At 71.0% G+C, this 17223-nt stretch carries 14 protein-coding genes; 9 read left to right on the top strand and 5 right to left on the bottom strand.

Annotated features, from left to right (window positions below; translation table 11 throughout):
• Positions 1-16 precede the first annotated feature (16 nt).
• Together ACFYZR_RS09480 and eccCa are read right to left on the bottom strand one after the other, a co-directional pair.
• On the bottom strand, positions 17-460 hold the full coding sequence (locus tag ACFYZR_RS09480) for a hypothetical protein (RefSeq protein WP_391907393.1): 444 nt from the start codon (positions 458-460) through the stop codon (positions 17-19).
• Positions 461-601: 141 nt separating this feature from the next.
• Positions 602-4555, bottom strand: coding sequence for a type VII secretion protein EccCa (eccCa, locus tag ACFYZR_RS09475; protein ID WP_391907391.1), 3954 nt, complete (start codon positions 4553-4555; stop codon positions 602-604).
• A gap of 239 nt (positions 4556-4794) precedes the next feature.
• On the opposite strand from eccCa, the gene eccD reads away from it, so the two are divergent.
• From eccD to ACFYZR_RS09445, 6 genes are all read left to right on the top strand, one after another.
• Positions 4795-6237 carry a type VII secretion integral membrane protein EccD gene (gene eccD / locus ACFYZR_RS09470; RefSeq protein ID WP_391907388.1) on the top strand — a complete coding sequence of 481 codons (1443 nt, stop codon included), beginning with the start codon at positions 4795-4797 and terminating at the stop codon, positions 6235-6237.
• Between the two features lie 252 nt (positions 6238-6489).
• Complete coding sequence (rpsO, locus tag ACFYZR_RS09465) at positions 6490-6777, top strand: 30S ribosomal protein S15 (protein WP_311614106.1); 288 nt, start codon at positions 6490-6492, stop codon at positions 6775-6777.
• Between the two features lie 286 nt (positions 6778-7063).
• On the top strand, positions 7064-9280 hold the full coding sequence (locus ACFYZR_RS09460) for a polyribonucleotide nucleotidyltransferase (RefSeq protein ID WP_391907385.1): 2217 nt from the start codon (positions 7064-7066) through the stop codon (positions 9278-9280).
• On the top strand, positions 9277-10656 hold the full coding sequence (locus ACFYZR_RS09455; RefSeq protein WP_391907383.1) for a M16 family metallopeptidase: 1380 nt from the start codon (positions 9277-9279) through the stop codon (positions 10654-10656). The genes ACFYZR_RS09460 and ACFYZR_RS09455 overlap by 4 nt, the downstream gene beginning before the upstream one ends.
• Before the next feature lie 54 nt (positions 10657-10710).
• Positions 10711-11463, top strand: coding sequence for a 4-hydroxy-tetrahydrodipicolinate reductase (dapB, locus tag ACFYZR_RS09450; RefSeq protein WP_391907381.1), 753 nt, complete (start codon positions 10711-10713; stop codon positions 11461-11463).
• A 5-nt stretch (positions 11464-11468) separates the two neighbouring features.
• Positions 11469-11930 carry a hypothetical protein gene (locus ACFYZR_RS09445; protein WP_391907378.1) on the top strand — a complete coding sequence of 154 codons (462 nt, stop codon included), beginning with the start codon at positions 11469-11471 and terminating at the stop codon, positions 11928-11930.
• A gap of 71 nt (positions 11931-12001) precedes the next feature.
• Here ACFYZR_RS09445 and ACFYZR_RS09440 read toward each other — a convergent pair whose 3' ends face one another.
• Complete coding sequence (locus ACFYZR_RS09440) at positions 12002-12607, bottom strand: PH domain-containing protein (RefSeq protein ID WP_391907376.1); 606 nt, start codon at positions 12605-12607, stop codon at positions 12002-12004.
• Between the two features lie 74 nt (positions 12608-12681).
• The gene (locus tag ACFYZR_RS09435; protein ID WP_229349641.1) at positions 12682-12924 is read right to left on the bottom strand and encodes a hypothetical protein; all 243 of its coding nucleotides are present in this window, start codon (positions 12922-12924) and stop codon (positions 12682-12684) included.
• Between the two features lie 271 nt (positions 12925-13195).
• On the opposite strand from ACFYZR_RS09435, the gene thyX reads away from it, so the two are divergent.
• From thyX to ACFYZR_RS09420, 3 genes are all read left to right on the top strand, one after another.
• On the top strand, positions 13196-13936 hold the full coding sequence (gene thyX / locus ACFYZR_RS09430; protein WP_391907373.1) for an FAD-dependent thymidylate synthase: 741 nt from the start codon (positions 13196-13198) through the stop codon (positions 13934-13936).
• Between the two features lie 195 nt (positions 13937-14131).
• Positions 14132-15031, top strand: coding sequence for a 4-hydroxy-tetrahydrodipicolinate synthase (gene dapA / locus ACFYZR_RS09425; RefSeq protein ID WP_391907370.1), 900 nt, complete (start codon positions 14132-14134; stop codon positions 15029-15031).
• A gap of 140 nt (positions 15032-15171) precedes the next feature.
• Positions 15172-16857: a ribonuclease J gene (locus tag ACFYZR_RS09420; RefSeq protein WP_391907368.1), complete on the top strand. Its 1686-nt coding sequence runs from the start codon at positions 15172-15174 to the stop codon at positions 16855-16857.
• A gap of 145 nt (positions 16858-17002) precedes the next feature.
• Here the strand turns inward: ACFYZR_RS09420 and ACFYZR_RS09415 are convergent.
• Positions 17003-17223, bottom strand: a 221-nt coding sequence (locus tag ACFYZR_RS09415) for a hypothetical protein (protein ID WP_391907365.1), incomplete at its 5' end; no start/stop codon positions are given.

Genomic DNA, 17223 nt, shown 5'->3' with positions numbered 1-17223 from the left:
GGTGAAGCCGCCCTCCTCAGTAGCCCGAGACGCGTGACGGGAAAGGCGGATTCGTGTTCAGCGGGCCGCCGCCCGGCTTGAGGAGCGGGAACTGGCCCGCGATCCCCGAATCCGCCCCCAGGAACAACCGGTTCGTCCCGCTCAGGGCCGCCTTCTCTGCGGAGAGCCGGGCTTGAAGCGACTTCACCGACTCACGCCAGCCCTTCAGGGCCGCCGTGATGCCGGCTCCCGTGGCCCAGTCCTGGAAGCCCCGTGCCGCGGCCTCGGACGTCTCGTCCGCCACCCGGCCGGCGGCCTGTGAGTCCGGTTCTATGTGCTGTTCCAGAGCCGTCACGGCCGAGCGTTTCTTCGCGGCCGAGGACGACAGGTCCGGCCCGCCGCCCGTACCCCCGGCCCCGTCCAGCCGTGTCCGCGTCACCGCGTCGGCGCGCAGCCCCGCCCGCTCGTTCTCGAACGTCACGATCCCCCCAGACCGGCCTCAAGTCGCCCGCGCGACAAGGCATTCGTGCGTTCGAAGCTAACAAGGGGGGTGCGTGTGACGCACCCCCCTTGTTGATCTCTTGGCGGGATCTTGTCCCCGCCCGCTTCCTGCTGCTCCGGCCTACTGCTCCGGCACCCACCCCACCTGCACCAGCGGCGTTCCCCGCCTGCGCGAGACGAAGAAGCCGCGGCCCGGCGGCATCGGGCGCGGGCGGACGCCGCCGAGGATGTCGCCCTCGCCCGGGTCGCCGGAGAGGACCACGCCCTGGGCGCCCAGCTCCTTCACCCGTTGCATAAAGGACTCGAACATGGAGCGCGACGCCCCCGCCGAGTTCCGCGCGACGATGAAGTGGACGCCCACGTCCCGTGCGAACGGCAGGTTCTCCGTCAGCACCGCCAGCGGGTTCCCGCCGCCTCCCGTCGCGACCAGCTCGTAGTCGTCGACGATGACGAAGAAGCGCGGGCCCGACCACCAGCTCCGGTCCCGCAGCTGCTGCGGGGTGACGCCCGGCTGGGGCGCGCGGCGTTCCATCAGGCCGTTGAGGGCGTTCGCGTGGACGGTGAGGGACGAGGCGACCGGTGCGTACTCCAGCAGGTGGGTGTCGGGGATGACGTCCAGCAGGGAGCGCCGGTAGTCGCCGACGACGATCTTCGCCTCGTCCGGGCCGTAGCGCTCGGTGAGCTGCTTGGCGATCAGGCGCAGCAGCGCCGTCTTGCCGGATTCGCTCTCGCCGAGGACGAGGAAGAAGGGGTCGGTCTCGAAGTCGACGAAGACGGGTTCCAGGTTGGTCTCGTCGATGCCGATGGCCACGCCGCGCTCGGGGAACTCGGAGCCCTTCGGCAGCTCGTCGGCCCGCAGCGTGCGCGGCAGCAGCCGGACGCGCGGGGCGCTCGGCCCGGTCCAGGCGGCGCCGACCGCCGTGAGCAGGGCCTCCGTCGCGTCCGTGAGCGTCTCCGGGTCGCTGCCGCCGTCGATCCGGGGCTGGCCGGCCATGAAGTGGAGCTTCTCCGGGAGCTGGCCGCGCCCGGGGACGCCGGCCGGGACGTTGGCGGCGACCTTGCGGTCGAACTCCGAGTCCATCGTGTCGCCGAGCCGCAGCTCCAGACGGCCGAGGAGCTGGTCCTTCAGGGCGGGCCGGACCTCCATGTTGCGGGAGGCGGTGATCACGACGTGCACGCCGTAGCCGAGGCCGCGCGACGCGATGTCCGTGACGACGCCCTCCAGCAGCTCGTACTCCTGCTTGAAGCTGCCCCATCCGTCGACCAGGAGGAAGATGTCCCCCCAGGCCTCGTCGGCGAAGTCGCCGGCGGCCCGGCGCCGCCGGTAGGTGGCGATGGAGTCGATGCCCCGCGCGCGGAAGAACTCCTCGCGGCGGGCCAGGATGCCCGCGACCTCGGCGACCGTGCGGCGTACGCGCTCCGGGTCGAGGCGGGAGGCGACGCCGCCGACGTGCGGCAGGCCGTCGACGACGCTCATGCCGCCGCCACCGAAGTCGAGTCCGTAGAACTGCACCTCGGCGGGGGTGTGGGTGAGCGCGAAGGAGGCCACCAGCGTGCGCAGCAGCGTCGACTTGCCCGACTGGGGGCCGCCGACGACGAGCATGTGGCCCGCCGCTCCCGAGAAGTCCCGGAGGAGGACGTCGCGACGCTGCTCGAAGGGCTTGTCGACGATGCCCAGCGGCACCACGAGCCGGCCCTGGCGCGAAGGGTCGGAGGCCGTCAGGCCCCGGCCCGGGACCTCCGCCAGCGGCGGCAGCAACTGGTCGAGGGACGGTGCCCGGTCCAGCGGGGGCAGCCACACCTGGTGGGCCGGCGGGCCCTGGCCCTCCAGCCGCCGTACGACCACGTCGAGGACGGTGTCGGCGAAGGTGTCGTCCCCCGGGTGCCCCGAAACCGGATCCGGAGCGGTCGGCGCCGCGTACGTCACCGGCACCGGCGCCGCCGTGAAGAGCACCGGGCGCCGCTCGACCGGAAGCGCCGCGCCGTCCACGCCGGCTGCCCCGCCCGTCCGGTACGGGCCGGAGACGTACGCGGCCTTGAACCGGGTCATCTCGTCCGTGCCGAACTTCAGATAGCCCGAACCCGGGACCGTCGGCAGGTGGTAGGCGTCCGGCACGCCCAGTGCCGTACGCGACTCGGCGGCCGAGAACGTGCGCAGACCGACGCGGTACGACAGATACGTCTCCAGCCCGCGCAGCCGGCCCTCCTCCAGGCGCTGCGAGGCCAGCAGCAGATGGACGCCCAGGGAGCGGCCGATCCGGCCGATCTGGATGAACATGTCGATGAAGTCCGGCTTGGCCGTCAACAGCTCGCTGAACTCGTCGATCACCAGGACGAGTGAAGCCAGGGGCTCCAGGGCGGCGCCCGCGACCCGCGCCTTCTCGTAGTCGTGGACGTTGGCGTAGTTGCCCGCCGACTTCAGCAGCTCCTGACGGCGCTGGAGCTCGCCCGTGATGGAGTCGCGCATGCGGTCGACCAGGGTCAGGTCGTCGGCGAGGTTGGTGATGACGGCCGCGACGTGCGGCAGCCCGGACATCCCCGCGAAGGTCGCGCCGCCCTTGAAGTCCGCGAGGACGAAGTTCAGCGTCTCCGAGGAATGGGTGACCGCGAGGCCCAGCACCAGCGTGCGCAGCAGCTCGGACTTGCCCGAGCCCGTGGCGCCCACGCACAGGCCGTGCGGGCCCATGCCGTCCTGCGCGGCCTCCTTCAGGTCGAGCATCACGGGCGCGCCGTCCTCGCCGACGCCGATCGGCACGCGCAGCCGCTCGGCGGGCGTGCGCGGCCGCCAGGTGCGGGCGACGTCCACCGCACCGGCGTCGCCCAGCCCCAGCAGCTCCGTGAAGTCCCAGTTGGCCAGAAGCGGCTCGTCCTCCTCGCCACTGCCCGGACGCAGCGGCGCGAGCTGCCGCGCCAGCGCCTCGGCGGCCTCCGGGGACAGCGTGTCCGGCACCCCGTCGTACGCCGCCACCTGCGACCGCAGCCGCAGCGCACCCGGCGCCACGCCGATGGCCAGCCCGCCCCGCAGCTCGTCCAGCCCGCCCGGCACGACCTCCACGACGGTGACGCCCTGCAAGCCCTCCGGCGAGGCGAAGAGCGAGTCCGGCGGCACCGCGGCGCCCTCCAGGAACAGCACCACGTGCGGCTGCTCGACCAGGGGACGGGTGTCACGGCCGAAGCGGGGGCGCCCCTCCAGACGCGGCGCCAGCAGCTCCTCCAGCTCGCCGAGGTCGTCGCCGATCAGCCGGCGCGCGCCCGCCCCGTCGGCCGTGCCCGGCAGCTGCACGTGCGGCAGCCACTTCGTCCACTCCCAGCGGGCCGCCGCGCCGCGCCCGGCCACCACGGCGACGACCAGGTCCTCGGGGGAGTGGAGCGTGGCCAGCTGGGCGACGAGCGCCCGCGCGCAGCCGTGCACCGTGTCGGGGTCTCCCGAGAGGGTGACGTGGTAGAAGGCGCGCAGCGACACCGCCATGGGCAGGCCGTCCAGCGAGCCGTGCACGGCCAGGAAACGCTGCATCGCGCCCGCCGTCAGCGGCTCCAGCTGGTCTATGGGCGCCGTCTCCGGGGCCACCAGCGGCGTCACGAGCCGCTGCGCGCCCAGCCCGACGCGCACCTGAGCGAAGTCGTCGTCGGAGGGCCGCCGCTCCCAGACGCGGGAGCCCTCGGCGACCACCGACCACAGCTGGTCGGGGGAGGGGTGGAGATAGAGCTGGGCGTCGCGCTGCGCCCGTGCCGTGCGCCGCACGGTGCGCCGGGTCTGCGCGAGGTACCTGAGGTAGTCGCGGCGCGCGTCCGCCATCTGCCCCTGCGAGCCCTGACGGTGCCGCACGACCATGGCGACGGTCATCCCGAGCGTCGACATCATCATCAGGACGCCCATGATCTTCATCATGGGATTGGCGCCCGGCATGAAGAAGTAGACCATCGACGAGGCCATGCCCAGCGTGGGGAGCAGCTGCATCAGGATGCCCTCCTGACGGCCGCGCGGCAGCTCCGGAGGAGCCTCCAGCCGCAGTTCCTCGCTCGGCAGCTCGGGCGGCAGGGCCCGAGGCTGGCGTTTGACGACGACCTGGGTCACGGAACGGCTCAACCCCTCTGCACCGAGGGGCCGTTTCCCGCCCGACGCCCCTGTGGCCCCGGCCGCCCCTCGCGAGACGGTGATCCTATCGGCGTACGGGAGTTCGCCCCCGGTAGGGTGACCAGCCGCGAGTGCCACCGTTGGTGACCACCCGTCGGCCAAACATCAGAATCAGCAGCAAATCTGCAGCAAATCAGCAGCAAAAAAGACACCACCGACAGCATCAGGGGGCAATCCGGGTGAGCACGCCCGCCACGACCGGCTTCTGTCGGGTGACCGTCGTCGCGCCGGACAGCCGCGTCGACGTCGCCCTCCCCGAGGACCTCCCCGTCGCCGACGTCCATCCCGAGATCCTCCGGCTGACCGGAGGCGCCCAGCCCGTGGGCACCCCCACCGGCTATCACCTCGTCCGCCGCGACGGCACCGTCCTCGACGGCGCCCGCACCCTCGCGGCCCAGCGCGTCCTCGACGGCGAGATCCTCACCCTGCGCCCGTTCGCGGAGTCCCTGCCGCCCGCCGTCCACGACGACGTCTCCGACGCCGTCGCCGCGGCCGTCACCGGCGACCGCGCCCTGTGGAACACCCGCATGCTGCGCGCCGCGGGCCTCACCGGCGCCGCCGTGCTGCTCGTCCTCCTGGGCCTCGTCCTCTTCTACGCCGACCCCGCGCGCCACGACGCGCACGGCCTGCCCGGCATCGTCGCCGGCGCCGCCGGCGTCCTCCTGACCGCCTACGCGGGCGTACGGGCCCGGGTCTACCGGGACCGCGGCTCGGCCGTCGCCCTGGGCCTGGCGGCCGTGCCGCACCTGCTGATCGCCGGGTCCGGCGTCATCGGACCCGCCGCGGGCGAGGGCGCCGGACGCCTGCAGTTCCTGCTCGGCTGCGCGACCGTCCTGATCGCCTCCGTCGTCCTCGTCGCTGTCACCCCCGGCGGCGACGCCCCCTTCGTCGCCACCGTCGTCACCTCCGCCGCCGGCGTCCTGGCCACCTTCGGGATGATCCTCACCGGTGCCGCGCCCTCCGCCGCGGCCGCCGTCTGCGCCGTCGCCGCGATCGGCGCGCTCGCCTTCCTCCCGGCCCTCTCGGCCCGTGCCGCCCGGCTGCCCATCGGCTACACGGCGCCCCGCGCCGCCGGCGACGACCTGGACGCCCCCCGCGGCGGCGCCGACACCGCGCCCGTCGACGCCGAACGCGTCGCCGCGCGGGCCCGCCGGGGGCACGAGCTGCTGCTCGGCCTCGTGGGCGGCTGCTCGGCCGTCGTCGTCGGCTCGGCCGCCGTCCTCGCCTTCGCGGCCGACCCCTGGGCCCCGGCCCTCGCCCTCGCCGCGGGGCTCGCCATGACCCTGCGCGCCCGGCTCTTCCGCTACACCTCGCAGGTCGCCACCGTCCTCGGCGCCGGCCTCGCCGGGCTCGCCCTGCTCGTCCTCGGCCTGGCCCTGCGCCCGCTGTCCGGCGCCCACGGCGGTGCCTCCGACATCCGTACGGTCTGGATCACCGTGGCCGTCGCCGCCGTGGCGGCCCTGCTCACCGCCGTCGCGCTGATCATTCCCCGCAAGGGGCTGTCACCCTTCTGGGGGAGAGCCTCCGACATGGTGGAGAGCGCCGTCCTGCTCGCCCTCGTCCCCCTCTGCCTCGCCGTTCTCGACGTCTACGCGAGCGCACGCGGCCTCACGGGCAGCTGACCGGCCACCGAGCGGGCAGCCGAGCGGTCACCGAGCGGGCAGCTGACCTGCGCGGGGCCGCGCCCCACGGCCGGAATCAAGCCCCCGGGCTGGTACTGTGTCCAGTGGCCGTTTGTGTACGCGCCTCCGGAACGCCCGCCAGGGCATCTGGGGACAGCGCCCAGCGGACCCCGCCTCCCGAGTTACGGAAGCTCCCCTGAGACAGAGACCAGGGGCACTCGGTGGCCAAAACGAGACTCAGAAGGAGTACGCGTGTCGCTCGACGCCGCTACGAAGAAGCAGATCATGGCCGAGTTCGCCACCAAGGAGGGCGACACCGGCTCCCCCGAGGTCCAGGTCGCGCTGCTCACCCGCCGCATCTCCGACCTGACGGGTCACCTCAAGACCCACAAGCACGACCACCACTCCCGTCGTGGTCTGCTGATCCTGGTCGGTCAGCGTCGCCGTCTGCTCCAGTACCTGGCCAAGAAGGACATCACGCGCTTCCGCGCCCTGGTCGAGCGCCTCGGCATCCGCCGCGGTGCCGCGGGCGCCAAGTAAGACGTCGTGAAGGGAGCGGTTCCCACATCCTGGGGGCCGCTCCCTTTGCGTATCTCGCGGGAGCCGGAAGCTTTGTAATCTGGATCCCGCACCGCGAAACCGCATGAGGAGGAGCGCTCCGCTCGCCGCCGGTCCTCGGTAGTGGCCCCCGGATCAGGGAAATCCGGGTGCTTCGATCGAAGACCGGCCAGCCGAGACGCACCTCCGCCACCGTCCCCGCCACACGGGCGAGGACGGCCACCGTCCCCGCCACACGGGTGAGGACGCACAAGAGGAGATATCCCTGGTGGAGAACGAGACCCACTACGCCGAGGCCGTCATCGACAACGGCGCCTTCGGCACCCGCACCATCCGCTTCGAGACCGGCCGCCTGGCCCGTCAGGCCGCCGGCTCCGCCGTGGCCTACCTGGACGACGACACCATGGTGCTGTCGGCCACGACCGCGTCGAAGAAGCCCAAGGACCAGCTCGACTTCTTCCCCCTCACGGTGGACGTCGAGGAGCGGATGTACTCGGCCGGCAAGATCCCCGGCTCCTTCTTCCGCCGTGAGGGCCGCCCCTCCGAGGACGCGGTCCTCACCTGCCGTCTGATCGACCGCCCGCTGCGCCCGTCCTTCAAGAAGGGCCTGCGCAACGAGATCCAGGTCGTCGCCACGGTCATGGCCCTCAACCCGGACCACGTCTACGACGTCATCGCGATCAACGCCGCCTCCTGCTCCACGCAGCTGGCCGGCCTGCCCTTCTCCGGCCCGATCGGCGGCGTCCGCGTCGCGCTGATCAAGGGCCAGTGGGTGGCCTTCCCGACCCACACCGAGCTCGAGGACGCCGTCTTCGACATGGTGGTCGCGGGCCGCACCCTGGAGGACGGCGACGTCGCGATCATGATGGTCGAGGCCGAGGCCACCGAGAAGACCATCCAGCTCGTCAAGGACGGCGCCGAGGCGCCGACCGAGGAGATCGTCGCCGCCGGTCTCGACGCCGCGAAGCCCTTCATCAAGGTGCTCTGCAAGGCCCAGGCCGAGCTCGCCGCGAAGGCCGCCAAGCCGACCGCCGAGTTCCCGATCTTCCTGGACTACCAGGACGACGTCCTGGAGGCCCTGACGGCCGCCGTCCGCACCGAGCTGGCCCAGGCGCTCACCATCGCCGGCAAGCAGGAGCGCGAGGCCGAGCTGGACCGCGTCAAGGAGCTCGCCGCCGAGAAGCTGCTCCCGCAGTTCGAGGGCCGCGAGAAGGAGATCTCCGCCGCCTACCGCTCGCTGACCAAGTCCCTGGTCCGTGAGCGCGTCATCAAGGACAAGGTCCGCATCGACGGCCGCGGTGTCACCGACATCCGCACCCTCGCCGCCGAGGTCGAGGCCATCCCGCGCGTCCACGGCTCGGCGCTGTTCGAGCGCGGCGAGACCCAGATCCTGGGTGTCACCACGCTGAACATGCTCCGCATGGAGCAGCAGCTCGACACCCTCTCCCCGGTGACGCGCAAGCGCTACATGCACAACTACAACTTCCCGCCGTACTCCGTCGGCGAGACCGGCCGCGTCGGCTCCCCGAAGCGCCGCGAGATCGGCCACGGCGCCCTCGCCGAGCGCGCCATCGTGCCGGTCCTGCCGACGCGCGAGGAGTTCCCGTACGCGATCCGTCAGGTGTCCGAGGCCCTCGGCTCCAACGGCTCCACCTCCATGGGCTCGGTCTGCGCCTCCACCATGTCGCTGCTGAACGCCGGTGTGCCCCTGAAGGCCCCCGTCGCCGGTATCGCCATGGGCCTGATCTCCCAGGAGATCAACGGCGAGACCCACTACGTCGCCCTCACCGACATCCTCGGTGCGGAGGACGCCTTCGGCGACATGGACTTCAAGGTCGCCGGCACCAAGGAGTTCGTGACCGCCCTCCAGCTCGACACCAAGCTGGACGGCATCCCGGCCTCCGTCCTGGCCGCGGCCCTCAAGCAGGCCCGCGACGCCCGCCTCCACATCCTCGACGTGATGATGGAAGCGATCGACACGCCGGACGAGATGTCCCCGAACGCCCCGCGGATCATCACCGTCAAGATCCCCGTGGACAAGATCGGTGAGGTCATCGGCCCCAAGGGCAAGATGATCAACCAGATCCAGGAGGACACCGGCGCCGAGATCACGATCGAGGACGACGGCACCATCTACATCGGTGCCGCCGACGGCCCGGCCGCCGAGGCCGCCCGCGCCACGATCAACGGCATCGCCAACCCGACCATGCCGGAGGTCGGCGAGCGCTACCTGGGCACGGTCGTCAAGACCACCACCTTCGGTGCCTTCGTCTCCCTGCTCCCGGGCAAGGACGGCCTGCTGCACATCTCGCAGATCCGCAAGCTCGCCGGCGGCAAGCGCGTCGAGAACGTCGAGGACGTCCTCGGCGTCGGCGCCAAGGTCCAGGTCGAGATCGCCGAGATCGACCAGCGCGGCAAGCTCTCCCTGATCCCCGTGATCGAGGGCGAGGACGCCAACGAGAACGAGGACGAGTCCGCCAAGTGACGTCCCGCAGTTCGCGGAAGACGGCCCGCCCCTCCTCGGAGGGGCGGGCCGTCGCCCGTACCCAAACGCTTCTCAAGGGCGAGAACGGCATCGGCACCGTCCGCCGGACCACCCTCCCGGGCGGTCTGCGCGTGGTCACCGAGACCCTGCCGTCCGTCCGTTCCGCGACCTTCGGCATCTGGGCGAACGTCGGCTCCCGCGACGAGACCCCGGCCCTCAACGGCGCCACGCACTACCTCGAGCACCTCCTCTTCAAGGGCACGGCCAAGCGCAGCGCCCTCGACATCTCCGCCGCCCTCGACGCGGTCGGCGGCGAGATGAACGCCTTCACGGCGAAGGAGTACACCTGCTACTACGCGCGGGTGCTCGACACCGATCTGCCGCTGGCCATCGACGTCGTCTGCGACATGCTCACCGGCTCGCTGATCGACCCGGCCGACGTCGACGCCGAGCGCGGGGTGATCCTCGAAGAGATCGCCATGACCGAGGACGACCCCGGCGACTGTGTGCACGACCTGTTCGCGCACACCATGCTCGGCGACACCCCCCTCGGCCGCCCGGTCCTGGGCACCGTCGACACGATCAACGCCCTGACCAGGGACCAGGTCGCCCGCTTCTACAAGAAGCACTACGACCCGACCCGCCTGGTCGTGGCCGCCGCCGGCAACGTCGACCACGCCAAGGTCGTCCGCCAGGTCCGCGCCGCCTTCGAGAAGGCCGGCGCCCTGGGCCGTACGGACGCCGTGCCGATGGACCCCCGCTCGGGTGCGAAGACGATCCGCACGGCCGGCCGGGTGGAGGTGCTGGGCCGCAGGACCGAGCAGGCGCACGTCGTCCTCGGCATGCCGGGCATCTCCCGCACCGACGAGCGCCGCTGGGCCCTCGGCGTGCTCAACACCGCCCTCGGCGGCGGCATGAGCTCGCGGCTCTTCCAGGAGGTCCGGGAGAAGCGCGGCCTCGCCTACTCCGTCTACTCCTACACCTCGGGCTTCGCCGACTGCGGCCTCTTCGGCGTCTACGCCGGCTGCCGCCCCAACCAGGTCCACGACGTGCTGCGGATCTGCCGCGACGAGCTGGACAAGGTCGCGACCGAGGGCCTGTCGGACGAGGAGATCGGCCGCGCCATCGGCCAGCTCTCCGGCTCCACCGTGCTCGGCCTGGAGGACACGGGCGCGCTGATGAACCGCATCGGCAAGAGCGAGCTGTGCTGGGGCGACCAGATGTCGGTCTCCGACATGCTGGCCCGCATCGCCGCGGTGACCCCGGACGAGATCCGCGAGGTGGCCCGTGATGTCCTGGGGCAGCGTCCTTCGCTGTCCGTGATCGGCCCGCTGAAGGACAAGCAGGCCGCCCGCCTGCACGAGGCCGTTTCGTAAAACCGCGCCGGTCGGCAGCACCGCCGGCCGGGCACACAAGGGGAAGCAGGGACGATGAGCAAGCTGCGCGTGGCGGTCGTCGGCGCCAAGGGCCGGATCGGCTCCGAGGCCGTCCGGGCCGTGGAAGCCGCCGCCGACATGGAGCTGGTGGCCGCGCTCGGCCGGGGCGACCGGCTGGAGGCCCTGACCGAGGCGGGCGCCCAGGTCGTGGTCGAGCTGACGCACCCGGACTCGGTGATGGACAACCTCGAGTTCTGCGTCCGCAACGGCATCCACGGCGTCGTCGGCACCACCGGCTGGACCGAGGACCGCCTCGCCAAGCTCACCTCCTGGCTGGAGGCGTCGCCGAAGACCGGTGTGCTCATCGCCCCGAACTTCTCCATCGGCGCGGTCCTCACCATGACCTTCGCCCAGAAGGCCGCCCGCTTCTTCGAGTCCGTCGAGGTCGTCGAGCTCCACCACCCCAACAAGGCCGACGCCCCCTCCGGCACCGCCACCCGCACCGCGCAGCTCATCGCCGCCGCGCGGCGCGAGGCCGGCTGCGCCCCGCAGCCCGACGCCACCACCACGGCCCTGGAGGGCGCGCGCGGCGCCGACGTCGACGGAGTGCCCGTCCACTCGGTCCGGCTGCGCGGCCTCCTCGCCCACCAGGAGGTGCTGCTCGGCGACACCGGCGAGACGCTCACCATCCGCCACGACTCGCTGCACCACAGCTGCTTCATGCCGGGCATCCTGCTGGGCGCCCGCCGCGTCGTCTCCACGCCGGGCCTGACGTTCGGCCTGGAAAACTTCCTGGACCTGGGCTGAGTACCGTGCGCGCCAAGATCGTCTATTTCGCCCTGGCCGCCGTCCTGGTCGTCTACTTCGTCCTGGTCGGCAGCCGCGGCGTGATGCTCATCGAGCAGGGCACCGTCGTCACCGTCACCTTCGGGCTGGCGGTGATGATCCTGCCGTTCATCGGGGCCTGGTTCCTCTACCAGACCACCAAGTTCGCCCGCGACGCCAACCGGCTGGCCCGCGAGCTGGAGGCCGAGGGCGGGCTCCCCGTCGACGAGCTCGTACGGACGCCCGGCGGGCGGATCGACCGGGACTCGGCGGACGAGGTCTTCGCCCGCCGCAAGGACGAGACGGAGCGGACCCCGGGCGACTGGCGCTGCTGGTTCCGCCTCGCGGTCGCCTACCACGACGCCCGCGACACCCCCAGGGCCCGCAAGGCCATGCAGCGGGCGATCGCCCTGCACGACGGCAAACAGATCAGCGCCTCGGGCGCCTGAGACGACGAAGGGCCGGGGCACGAAGCCCCGGCCCTTCCGTCATCCGCATCCGTTTCCGCCATCCGCTTCCGCTACGCCCTGAACTCGGCCACCCGGTCCTCGACGGCGTCCGCCGCCATCGCGAAGGCCTGCGGCCGCCCCACGAAATCGGCGTTCCGGTCGGTCACCAGCACGGGCAGCGTCCCGCCGTCCGTACGCCGCACCACGAGCGCCTGCCCCTGCGCCGTACGCGGCGTCCCCACCACCCGCACCGGCTGCTGCACGGTCCGCACCTCGGCCACCTCGGCCCACGGCAGCGTCACACCGCGCAGCACCCGCCGCTGACGCAGACCGTGAGGGCTCACCCAGATGCCCGTACGCACCATCCGCACCGCGACCGTGATCAGCACGGCGGCGATCGCGAAGCAGACGCCCGCGCCCGGCAGGGCTCCCGCGGCGGCGATGATCACGCCGGACACCAGGACGTAGGCGGCCAGCAGAAGCAGCATCGCCGCGCCCCCCACCCGCAGCGGACCGGGGTGGTACGGGCGCCGCCAGCGGCGGTGGTCCTCGTACAGGTCCTCTGAGGCAAGGAGCGCGGCGATGGTGTCGGTCGCGGACTTCTTGGCAGTCGTGGTCGTCTCGGTCGGTGTCGCGAGCTCGCCGTCGCGTTCGGCTGTCGAAAAGGGCAGGGGCACGACGGTTCCTCACTCGATACGCACGGTCGAACGACTGTGCGCGGTGAGGGTACCCGCTGCCTGACGGCCAGTGCTCAGCGACCCGCGTTGGCCTCGGACTTCTGGCTGTGGCCGGGGTTCTGCTGACCCGTCTCCAGCGACGGCATTCCGAACAGCAGCGCGCCTATCAGCCCCGCGGCCACCGTCAGCCCCACCAGCGTCCGGCCGACTAGCTCGGAACGACTGGCACCGCCCCGGGGCGGCGGGGTGACGTTGCTGCGGTAGCGCTCGGCCTCGGCGACGAAGGCGAACGGCACGGGCTCTCGCCGGCGGAACATGGTGGGCTCTCCTAGGAACCTCGAAAGTGTGCTGTCACACCTGAAGACGCTCGAACCGGGCAATGGGTGCCCGTTTCTCCATAACTTCTGTGAAAAATATCAACTGGCGTCCCGGGCCTTCCTGTGGCATCGGGCTTCCGGGCGATCCCGGGTGATCCGGAGCCCCCGCCCAGGGCCGGTGTCGGCCCGTTGTCAGTGGTGGCCCTTAGGCTTGGCGACGGCCAGGCACAGCAGCAAAGCAAGCACAGCAGCAAAAGGAAGGACCCCGCCGGTGAGCGACACCCCCACCGAGGATTCGAAGCCCAGGTTCCGCAGCGATGTGACCGTCGAGCTGGTCAAGCACAGCGCGGCCGACTCGGACGTGCTGTGGGCGGCCCGGGTCTCCACGGCCGGCGAGCAGTCCCTCGAAGAGATCACCAAGGACCCCGAGCGGTCCAAGGGGCTCATCAACTACCTGATGCGCGACCGTCACGGCAGCCCCTTCGAGCACAACTCGATGACCTTCTTCATCAGCGCCCCGATCTTCGTCTTCCGCGAGTTCATGCGCCACCGCGTGGGCTGGTCGTACAACGAGGAGTCGGGCCGCTACCGCGAGCTGGAGCCGGTCTTCTACGTCCCCGGGGAGTCCCGCAAGCTGGTCCAGGAGGGCCGCCCGGGCAAGTACGTCTTCGTCGAGGGCACGCGTGCGCAGCACGAGCTCACCGGCCGCGCGATGGAGGACAGCTACCGCCAGGCGTACGAGGCGTACCAGGAGATGCTGGCCGCCGGTGTCGCCCGCGAGGTCGCCCGATCGGTCCTTCCGGTCGGCCTCTTCTCCTCGATGTACGCCACGTGCAACGCCCGCTCCCTGATGCACTTCCTCGGCCTGCGCACCCAGCACGAGCTGGCGAAGGTCCCCTCCTTCCCGCAGCGGGAGATCGAGATGGTGGGCGAGAAGATGGAGGCGGAGTGGGCCAAGCTCATGCCGCTCACCTACGACGCCTTCAACAAGAACGGTCGCGTCGCCCCGTAGGGTGCGCCGACCAGCGGTGACGCGCTGCTACCGGACCAGCGGGCAAGGTGTCCGTATTGCGGCGTTTCATCACCTTCATCTACGCTGAAAAAACGGACCCGGCACTGCTTGAACCCCCGAGCAGGCAGTGCCGGGATCCCTTTAGGCACTCCCCGAGGGGATACCTCACGGTGAGCAACGAGTAGCGTGACCCCCATGGCTCCGACCTCCACACCGCAGACGCCCTTCGGGCGGGTACTGACCGCCATGGTCACGCCCTTCACCGCCGACGGCGCCCTCGACCTCGACGGCGCTCAGCGCCTCGCCGCCCACCTCGTGGACGCAGGCAACGACGGCCTTGTCGTCAATGGCACCACCGGTGAGTCCCCGACCACCAGCGATGCGGAGAAAGCCCAGCTCGTACGCGCCGTGGTCGAAGCGGTCGGCGACCGCGCCCACGTCGTCGCCGGAGCCGGCACCAACGACACCCACCACAGCATCGAGCTGGCCCGCGCCGCCGAGCAGGCGGGCGCCCACGGCCTCCTCGTGGTCGCGCCCTACTACAACAAGCCCCCGCAGGAGGGCCTGCGCCGTCACTTCACGGCGATCGCCGACGCCACGGGCCTGCCCGTGATGCTCTACGACATCCCCGGCCGCAGCGGCGTCGCGATCGAGACCGAGACGATGGTCCGCCTCGCCGAGCACCCGCGCATCGTCGCCAACAAGGACGCCAAGGGCGACCTCGGCGCGGCGAGCTGGGCCATGGCCCGCTCGGGCCTCGCCTGGTACTCCGGCGACGACATGCTCAACCTGCCGCTGCTGTCCGTCGGCGCCGTGGGCTTCGTCTCCGTGGTCGGCCACCTCGTCGCCCCCGAGCTCCGCGCGATGCTGGAGGCGCACCGCTCCGGTGACGTCGACAAGGCGGCCGAGATCCACCGGCGCCTGCTCCCCGTGTTCACCGGTGTGTTCCGCACCCAGGGCGTGATGACCACCAAGGCCGCCCTCGCCCTCCAGGGCCTGCCCGCCGGCCCGCTGCGACTGCCCCTCGTCGGTCTCACGGACGAGCAGACCGAGCAGCTCAAGAGCGATCTCGCCGCCGGCGGGGTACAGCTCTAGCACCCAGACTTCAAAACTGAAGATCGACAAACAACTGAAGATCGACAAACAACTGCAAGTGCACGAAACAGCAAGTGCACGAATGTCATGCGCGCCATGTGTCCGTAGAGGCATGTGGCGTGCGTGGTGAGGAGAGTCTTTTGAGCCACCCGCACCCTGAACTCGGCGCGCCGCCGAAGCTTCCCAAGGGCGGCCTGCGCGTCACCCCGCTCGGCGGTCTCGGTGAGATCGGCCGCAATATGACGGTCTTCGAGTACGACGGCCGTCTGCTGATCGTCGACTGCGGAGTGCTTTTCCCCGAGGAGGAGCAGCCCGGAGTCGATCTGATCCTGCCGGACTTCTCGTCCATCAGGGACCGCCTCGACGACATCGAGGGCATCGTGCTCACGCACGGCCACGAGGACCACATCGGCGGCGTCCCCTTCCTGCTCCGCGAGAAGCCGGACATCCCCCTCATCGGCTCCAAGCTGACCCTCGCCCTGATCGAGGCCAAGCTCCAGGAGCACCGCATCCGCCCGTACACCCTCGAGGTCGCCGAGGGCGACCGCGAGCGGCTGGGCCCGTTCGACTGCGAGTTCATCGCGGTCAACCACTCCATCCCGGACGCCCTGGCCGTCGCCATCCGCACCCCCGCGGGCATGGCCGTGCACACCGGCGACTTCAAGATGGACCAGCTCCCGCTGGACGGCCGTCTCACCGACCTCCCCGCCTTCGCCAAGCTCGGCGAGGAGGGCATCGACCTGCTGCTGGTGGACTCCACCAACGCGGAGGTCCCCGGCTTCGTCCCGCCGGAGCGGGACATCTCCGGTGTCCTGCGCCAGGTCTTCGCGGGCGCGCAGAAGCGCATCATCGTGGCCAGCTTCGCCAGCCACGTCCACCGCATCCAGCAGATCCTCGACGCCGCCCACGAGTACGGGCGCCGGGTCGCCTTCGTCGGCCGCTCGATGGTCCGCAACATGGGCATCGCCCGTGACCTGGGCTATCTGCGGGTCCCGGCCGGTCTCGTCGTCGACGTCAAGACCCTCGACGACCTGCCGGACGACGAGGTCGTGCTCGTCTGCACCGGCTCCCAGGGCGAGCCGATGGCCGCGCTCTCGCGGATGGCCAACCGCGACCACCAGATCCGGATCGTCCGCGGTGACACCGTGATCCTCGCGTCGTCCCTGATCCCGGGCAACGAGAACGCGGTCTACCGCGTGATCAACGGCCTCACCCGCTGGGGCGCCAATGTCGTGCACAAGGGCAACGCCCGCGTCCACGTCTCGGGCCACGCCTCCGCCGGCGAGCTGCTGTACTTCTACAACATCTGCAAGCCGAAGAACCTGATGCCGGTCCACGGCGAATGGCGCCACCTGCGCGCCAACGCCGAGCTGGGTGCTCTGACGGGCATTCCCAAGAACCACATCGTCATCGCCGAGGACGGTGTGGTGGTCGACCTGGTCGACGGCCAGGCGAAGATCGTCGGCAAGGTGCAGGCCGGCTATGTGTACGTGGACGGCCTCTCGGTCGGCGATGTCACCGACGCCTCGCTCAAGGACCGCCGCATCCTCGGGGACGAGGGCATCATCTCCGTCTTCGTGGTCGTCGACAGCACGACCGGCAAGGTCGTCAGCGGCCCGCAGATCCAGGCCCGTGGCTCCGGCATCGAGGACGCGGCGTTCAACGCCGTCGTCCCGAAGATCGAGGAGGCCATCGCCAGGGCCGCCGCGGACGGCGTCGCGGAGCCCCACCAGCTCCAGCAGCTCGTCCGCCGCTCGGTGGGCAAGTGGGTCTCGGACAGCTACCGCCGCCGCCCGATGATCCTCCCGGTCGTCGTCGAGGTCTGACGCGGCATCAGCCGTATGGACGGCCGCCCCGCTGCCGATTTGCATCGGGCGCGGCCGTCCAGTACGTTTACGGCTCCACCACAGAGGGAACGCCGCAGCACTTCGAGTGCGGGGCGGGGTTCCGGAAAGCGGATGGAAATCCGGCTCAGAGAGATCTGATAAAGTCGGGGAAGCCCGCTCCGACAGGGCGCCGGAAATGAATTCCGAACTGAACTGCTTCGAATGAGAAGCGGTAAGGAACGGAAAACGGATCTGGTAAGGTTGGAAACAGCGAAGGGAAGCCCGGAGGAAAGCCCCAGTAATCAACACTGTGGGTGAGTACAAAGGAAGCGTCCGTTCCTTGAGAACTCAACAGCGTGCCAAAAG

This window comes from Streptomyces sp. NPDC001678, from assembly GCF_042892945.1.
Lineage (GTDB): Bacteria > Actinomycetota > Actinomycetes > Streptomycetales > Streptomycetaceae > Streptomyces.
This window is presented reverse-complemented; position numbering and strand designations above follow the sequence as displayed.

Coding starts and splice junctions, on each gene's coding strand:
- dapA (WP_391907370.1), top strand. CDS start 14,132: ATGGCTCCGACCTCCACACCGCAGACGCCCTTCGGGCGGGTACTGACC.
- ACFYZR_RS09435 (WP_229349641.1), bottom strand. CDS start 12,924: ATGTTCCGCCGGCGAGAGCCCGTGCCGTTCGCCTTCGTCGCCGAGGCC.
- dapB (WP_391907381.1), top strand. CDS start 10,711: ATGAGCAAGCTGCGCGTGGCGGTCGTCGGCGCCAAGGGCCGGATCGGC.